We start from the raw sequence: 4,483 nt of genomic DNA on the forward strand, positions 1-4,483 counted from the left end.
CCATCAGCGTCAGCACCCCCAGCCCGGCAAAAATGGCGGCCGCCACCCCATGCACCAGCCGCATCGGAATGCGGTTGGCCAGCTTGTCACCCACGAATACCGCCGGCACGTCGGCGATCAACATGCCCAGCGTGGTGCCGATGACCACCATCAGCGGCGCGGCGTAGTGCACCGCCATCGCCACGGTGGCAATCTGCGTCTTGTCGCCCATCTCGGCCAGGAAGAAGGTCACCAACGTGGCCCCAAAGACGCCGAAGCGCCGCGCGATCGATACCTCGTCCTCCTCGATTTCGTCGGGGATCAGCGTCCAGACGGCCATCGCGATGAACGACAAGCCCAGCACCCAGCGCAGCACCTGGGGGCTGACGGTGGCGGTGATCCAGGCACCCAGCGCACCGGCCAGGCCGTGGTTGGCCACCGTCGCGACCAGGATGCCCAGGATGATCGGCAGCGGCTTTTTGAAGCGGGCCGCCAGCAGGAAGGCGAGCAGCTGCGTTTTGTCGCCGATTTCGGCCAGGGCGACGACGCCCGTCGAGACGAAGAGAGATTCCATGGACAGTTCCCGGCCGGAGCAAAGACGAACGACCACGGCGCATCCCCGGCCGAGTCGGAGGCACCCTGGTCAAAGGTCTTGCCAAGTCCGGAAACCGCCTGCGCCATGGCAAAGATGCCAAGCATGTTGACGCAGGCCTCTGGCGGTCGCAGAGCGGCTACTCCCCAGTGACGGCAGGGATTGTACAAACAAGTAACCGTCACCCTTGTCAAGAGCCTGCAGGGTTTGGCCTGGAGCTATTAGTTGGCATGAAGGGAGGGATTCCAAGGCTGGCCGGTTCTGACCATGGCGTTGAGGATGGTCAGCAGCTTGCGCATGCAGGCCACCAGTGCGACCTTGGGACGCTTGCCGGCGGCGATGAGGCGCTCATAGAAGGCCTTGATGACCGGGTTGCGGCGGCTGGCGGCCAGTGCGGCCATGTACAGCACGCGGCGCACCTCGAAGCGGCCGCCCTGGATGCGTCGTCGGCCCCGCAGGGTACCGGAGTCGTGGGCCATGGGAGCCACGCCTGCCAGGGCAGCGATCTGACGCCGGTTGAGGCGGCCCAGCTCGGGCAGCTCAGCCAGCAGCGTGGCGCTGGCCACCGGGCCGATGCCGCCGGCCGACTGCAACAGTGCATCGAGCTGGGCAAAGTGCTGGCGCACGTGGTGCCGCATCTGCGCATCGATGTCGTCCAGCTGCGCCTGGATGGTGGCCATGACGGCCTGGATGCTGGGATGCAGCCCCTTGGGCGTGATCTGCAGCCGCTGGCGCTCGCTCAGGAGCATGGCCAACAGCTGGCGCCGCCGGGTCACCAGCGCGGCCAGCCATTGCTGCTGCGGCTCGGGCAGCGGCCGCAGCAGCCGCTGCAGCTGGCCGCGGCGCAGCAAGACCTCGCCATACTGCGCCAGCATGCGCGCATCGATCGCATCGGTCTTGGCCAGGCAACCCATTGCCTTGGCAAAGTCGCGCGCCTGGCGTGGGTTGACCACCGCCAGCGGCAGGCCTGCGGCCTGCAGCGCGCAGGCCAGCTCGGCCTCGTAGCCGCCGCTGGCCTCCATCACCACCAGCGCCACACCCAGGGGCTCAAGCGCCGCAGCCAGCGCCGAGTGGCCCTCGGCATCGTTGGGCAATCGCCGCACATCGAGCTCAGCGCCCAGCACCGCCACATCGACATGCGCCTTGGCCACGTCGATGCCCACCACCACCACAGAGGAAGCAGACATGGTCTTCAGATCCCTTGCTTGTGCATGCGCGCTCAGGCTGGCGCGCCTAACCGTTCGGGTTTGGAGGAAGACCAGGACGGCGGCCGTGCGCTGTGTACTCATGCACGGGCTCGCAGGCCCCAGCGCCAACCAAACTGCACGGCCCGCTCTGGCCGCCTCACCAGCGCCCAAACTCTACCGCACTGATCATGGGTGAACATACAAGCGACATCCGCATCCAGAAGACCGGCGAGCCCGACATCCTGCAGACCAGCGACGGCAGGCTGACCTTGTCCGTGCCGATCCAGATCAAACGCCGCAGCGGCCGCAAGCTGGTCACCTTGCCAAACGGCGAAACCGCGCCGGTTAGACCGTGGGACGTAGCACCGACCTCCATCCAACTGGCGCTGGCCAGGGGCCACCGCTGGCTGGCGATGCTGGAGTCAGGAGAGGCGAAGTCCTTGAAGGAGATCGCCACGCGGGAGGGGATCGACAACAGTTACGTCAGCCGCATGGTCAACCTGACCACGTTGGCGCCCGACATCGTAGCTGCCATCCTCGATGACACACTGCCGAACCACATCACGTTGTTCGATCTAGCGGTTGATCCGCCGGCGCTGTGGGATGAGCAGCGAGCACGCGTCGGGCTTTGACTCGTTTTACCCCACCATTGATGACCAGGGTCCGCCAGCCGGCCAGTGTTGCGGGTAGTCGGCTTCAGCGTTCGCTGCCGCGATGACTGGAAGCAGAAAATCTCGAAGCGATGCCACGACGTCCTCCAAGCGCAGCGCTTCGAGTCTGTTCTTTCCTAGAAACGCCTGCCACTGCGTCTGCTTTTGCGCATCTTGCGCAAAACCATCCGTCAGGCCAAAGGGGACGTCCGGGGGCAACGTCGTTTTGCGTCGATCGAAGGTTGCCCGAATCGCGCGTCGCAGTGTGTCGCCGTCAAATTCGCTGTACCGCGACAAGATCCAAAGGTCGAAGTAATCCTTCATCCGGCTGTTGGCGATACCCAGCGAGGCCAACGCCTCCAGCTTTTCTGCCACCACGGTGTAGCGCGGATAGACGCGCAGTTTCGGCGCCGCAAACTCCGACAGCATCACGGGGTACTCGACATCTTCCGGCCCTGGCGTGACGGCATCGCCGAAACCGATGTCGACCTGAATAGGACAGCGTGCTCCATCGATCAGTCCGAGCAAGGTGACGCGCACGCCGGCGTAGTTGGCCTCCTTGCGGATCTCCGCCGCTTGAACGGTGTCCGGTCGAAACGTAACACCGTCGTCAGTCTCCATCGCGCAGACGTCCTTGAAGACGGCCTCGAGGTGCGGCAACTCGGCCGAACCAAAACCCAGAAAGTCCGCATCCCGCGTCGGCCGGTGCGGGATGTCGAACCACAAGTCGAACAGCAGCGCGCCTTTCAGCAGGAACTGGTCAGCATGGGGCGAGACGCTGAGTCGGTACAGCAGCCGCTCAAGGGCGTAGCGGGTCAAGACCAGATTGAAGTCTTGTCGGGTCTCGCGGGCGCGGGTGAGCAGGCGGGCCCGCACCGAAGCAGCCGTGTTGCGCTGGTTCATGACAGGCTTTCCATGTAGGGGCGCATCACATTGGCCACTCTGCAAAGCGTGGCATAGCGCCAGAGATCGTCCATGCTCACGCGCTTGGCTCGCCAGGCTTCCTGCAGGGCTTCCATCGCGACATCGAGGCCGATCTTGTTGCGGAACTTGAAGCAGTCGGCCACGGTGCGGGCGACGTTGGTCACGCGCACGGTCACGCCATCGATCCGGTGCTCTTCAATCCCATCAGTCAGCGCAGCGCCCGAGAAGCGCACGATGCGCAGCGGCGGATAGTCCATCTTCGGTGCACGCGCCTTGTTCGGAATGGCGAGCCAGACCTCGAATGGCGACTGCGTGGTGAGGTCGTGCACCCGCAGTGCCGACAGCAGGCAGACGATGGCTTGCGGGTGTTTGCGGGCCACCTCGGCCAGCGTGCCATGCTCGGATACGCGGCGATCGGGACGGGCGTACAGACCGCGACCCACGCGGACGAGCAGGCCCTGCCGAACCAGCCGCGTGAGGGCGACACTGGGCAGACCCAGCGCGTCGAGATCTCGCGGGCGTATGAGGCCGCGCTGGGCGGCGAGATCAAGAATGGTCTGGTGCGAAGTTTCCATGCTGCCATGATGTTGTATTACGTCGGTAGTTGTCAATATGTACCGACAAAACACAACCAAAGCGGTTTCCTTTGCTCCCCGATGCTGCAATCCAACCGCTTGATTCGTCCGCGCGTAACCCTTTGATCTGTATGGCGCTGACTTGTGGCCTTTGCGGACTTCTGGCCAGTTCCGGGGAGCGAGGTCGGAGCGAGGAATGGCCAGGAGAGAGTGGAATGTGGCCCGGAACGGGCTGAGAGGCTGACCGGCGTAGTCCGCAGGCTTCCGCAGGAACCCCCAACAACACGCGGGAGCTGGCGCAAATAGACAAGAAAAAGCCCCAACTGATAACAGTTGGGGCTTCAGTATTGGTGGTGCAGACGCGACCGGAATCCAACCCACTCTCTCAACGATTGAGCAATCCCGGGCAATCCTGCGGGTTGTTGTGGACGCAATGGCCCCGGCAATGAACGCCGGTCAGTCAGTGCAGGGCGGACTCTCACCTTGTGCGGCGCCGATTGACCGGTAGCGTCGCAGCCTACCTGTCGCATCCCGGATGATCACATAATACCCAGCCGCCGTGGATACCTGCTGGCA

5 protein-coding genes and 1 riboswitch are annotated in these 4,483 nt (G+C 64.2%); of the genes, 1 reads left to right on the forward strand and 4 read right to left on the reverse strand.

Annotation, left to right across the window (positions count from 1 at the left end; genetic code table 11):
• Positions 1–553, reverse strand: a 553-nt coding sequence (locus tag V7026_RS11025; RefSeq protein ID WP_334155428.1) for a TMEM165/GDT1 family protein, incomplete at its 3' end; no start/stop codon positions are given.
• A 4-nt stretch (positions 554–557) separates the two neighbouring features.
• A riboswitch (yybP-ykoY riboswitch) is annotated at positions 558–731 on the reverse strand.
• 61 nt (positions 732–792) lie between these two features.
• Complete coding sequence (locus tag V7026_RS11030; RefSeq protein WP_334155429.1) at positions 793–1,758, reverse strand: transposase; 966 nt, start codon at positions 1,756–1,758, stop codon at positions 793–795.
• A gap of 188 nt (positions 1,759–1,946) precedes the next feature.
• On the opposite strand from V7026_RS11030, the gene V7026_RS11035 reads away from it, so the two are divergent.
• On the forward strand, positions 1,947–2,390 hold the full coding sequence (locus tag V7026_RS11035; RefSeq protein ID WP_334155430.1) for a LacI family transcriptional regulator: 444 nt from the start codon (positions 1,947–1,949) through the stop codon (positions 2,388–2,390).
• Between the two features lie 6 nt (positions 2,391–2,396).
• Here V7026_RS11035 and V7026_RS11040 read toward each other — a convergent pair whose 3' ends face one another.
• Positions 2,397–3,311: a nucleotidyl transferase AbiEii/AbiGii toxin family protein gene (locus V7026_RS11040; protein WP_334155431.1), complete on the reverse strand. Its 915-nt coding sequence runs from the start codon at positions 3,309–3,311 to the stop codon at positions 2,397–2,399.
• Positions 3,308–3,907, reverse strand: coding sequence for a type IV toxin-antitoxin system AbiEi family antitoxin domain-containing protein (locus tag V7026_RS11045; RefSeq protein ID WP_179593237.1), 600 nt, complete (start codon positions 3,905–3,907; stop codon positions 3,308–3,310). Before V7026_RS11045 ends, V7026_RS11040 begins: the two co-directional genes overlap by 4 nt.
• Positions 3,908–4,483 lie beyond the last annotated feature (576 nt).

This window comes from Tepidimonas sp., assembly GCF_036825565.1.
GTDB lineage: Bacteria > Pseudomonadota > Gammaproteobacteria > Burkholderiales > Burkholderiaceae_C > Tepidimonas.

Excerpts from the sequence above, each read along its gene's own strand:
- V7026_RS11030 (WP_334155429.1), bottom strand. The coding sequence starts at position 1,758 with ATGTCTGCTTCCTCTGTGGTGGTGGTGGGCATCGACGTGGCCAAGGCG.
- V7026_RS11035 (WP_334155430.1), top strand. The coding sequence starts at position 1,947 with ATGGGTGAACATACAAGCGACATCCGCATCCAGAAGACCGGCGAGCCC.
- V7026_RS11040 (WP_334155431.1), bottom strand. The coding sequence starts at position 3,311 with ATGAACCAGCGCAACACGGCTGCTTCGGTGCGGGCCCGCCTGCTCACC.
- V7026_RS11045 (WP_179593237.1), bottom strand. The coding sequence starts at position 3,907 with ATGGAAACTTCGCACCAGACCATTCTTGATCTCGCCGCCCAGCGCGGC.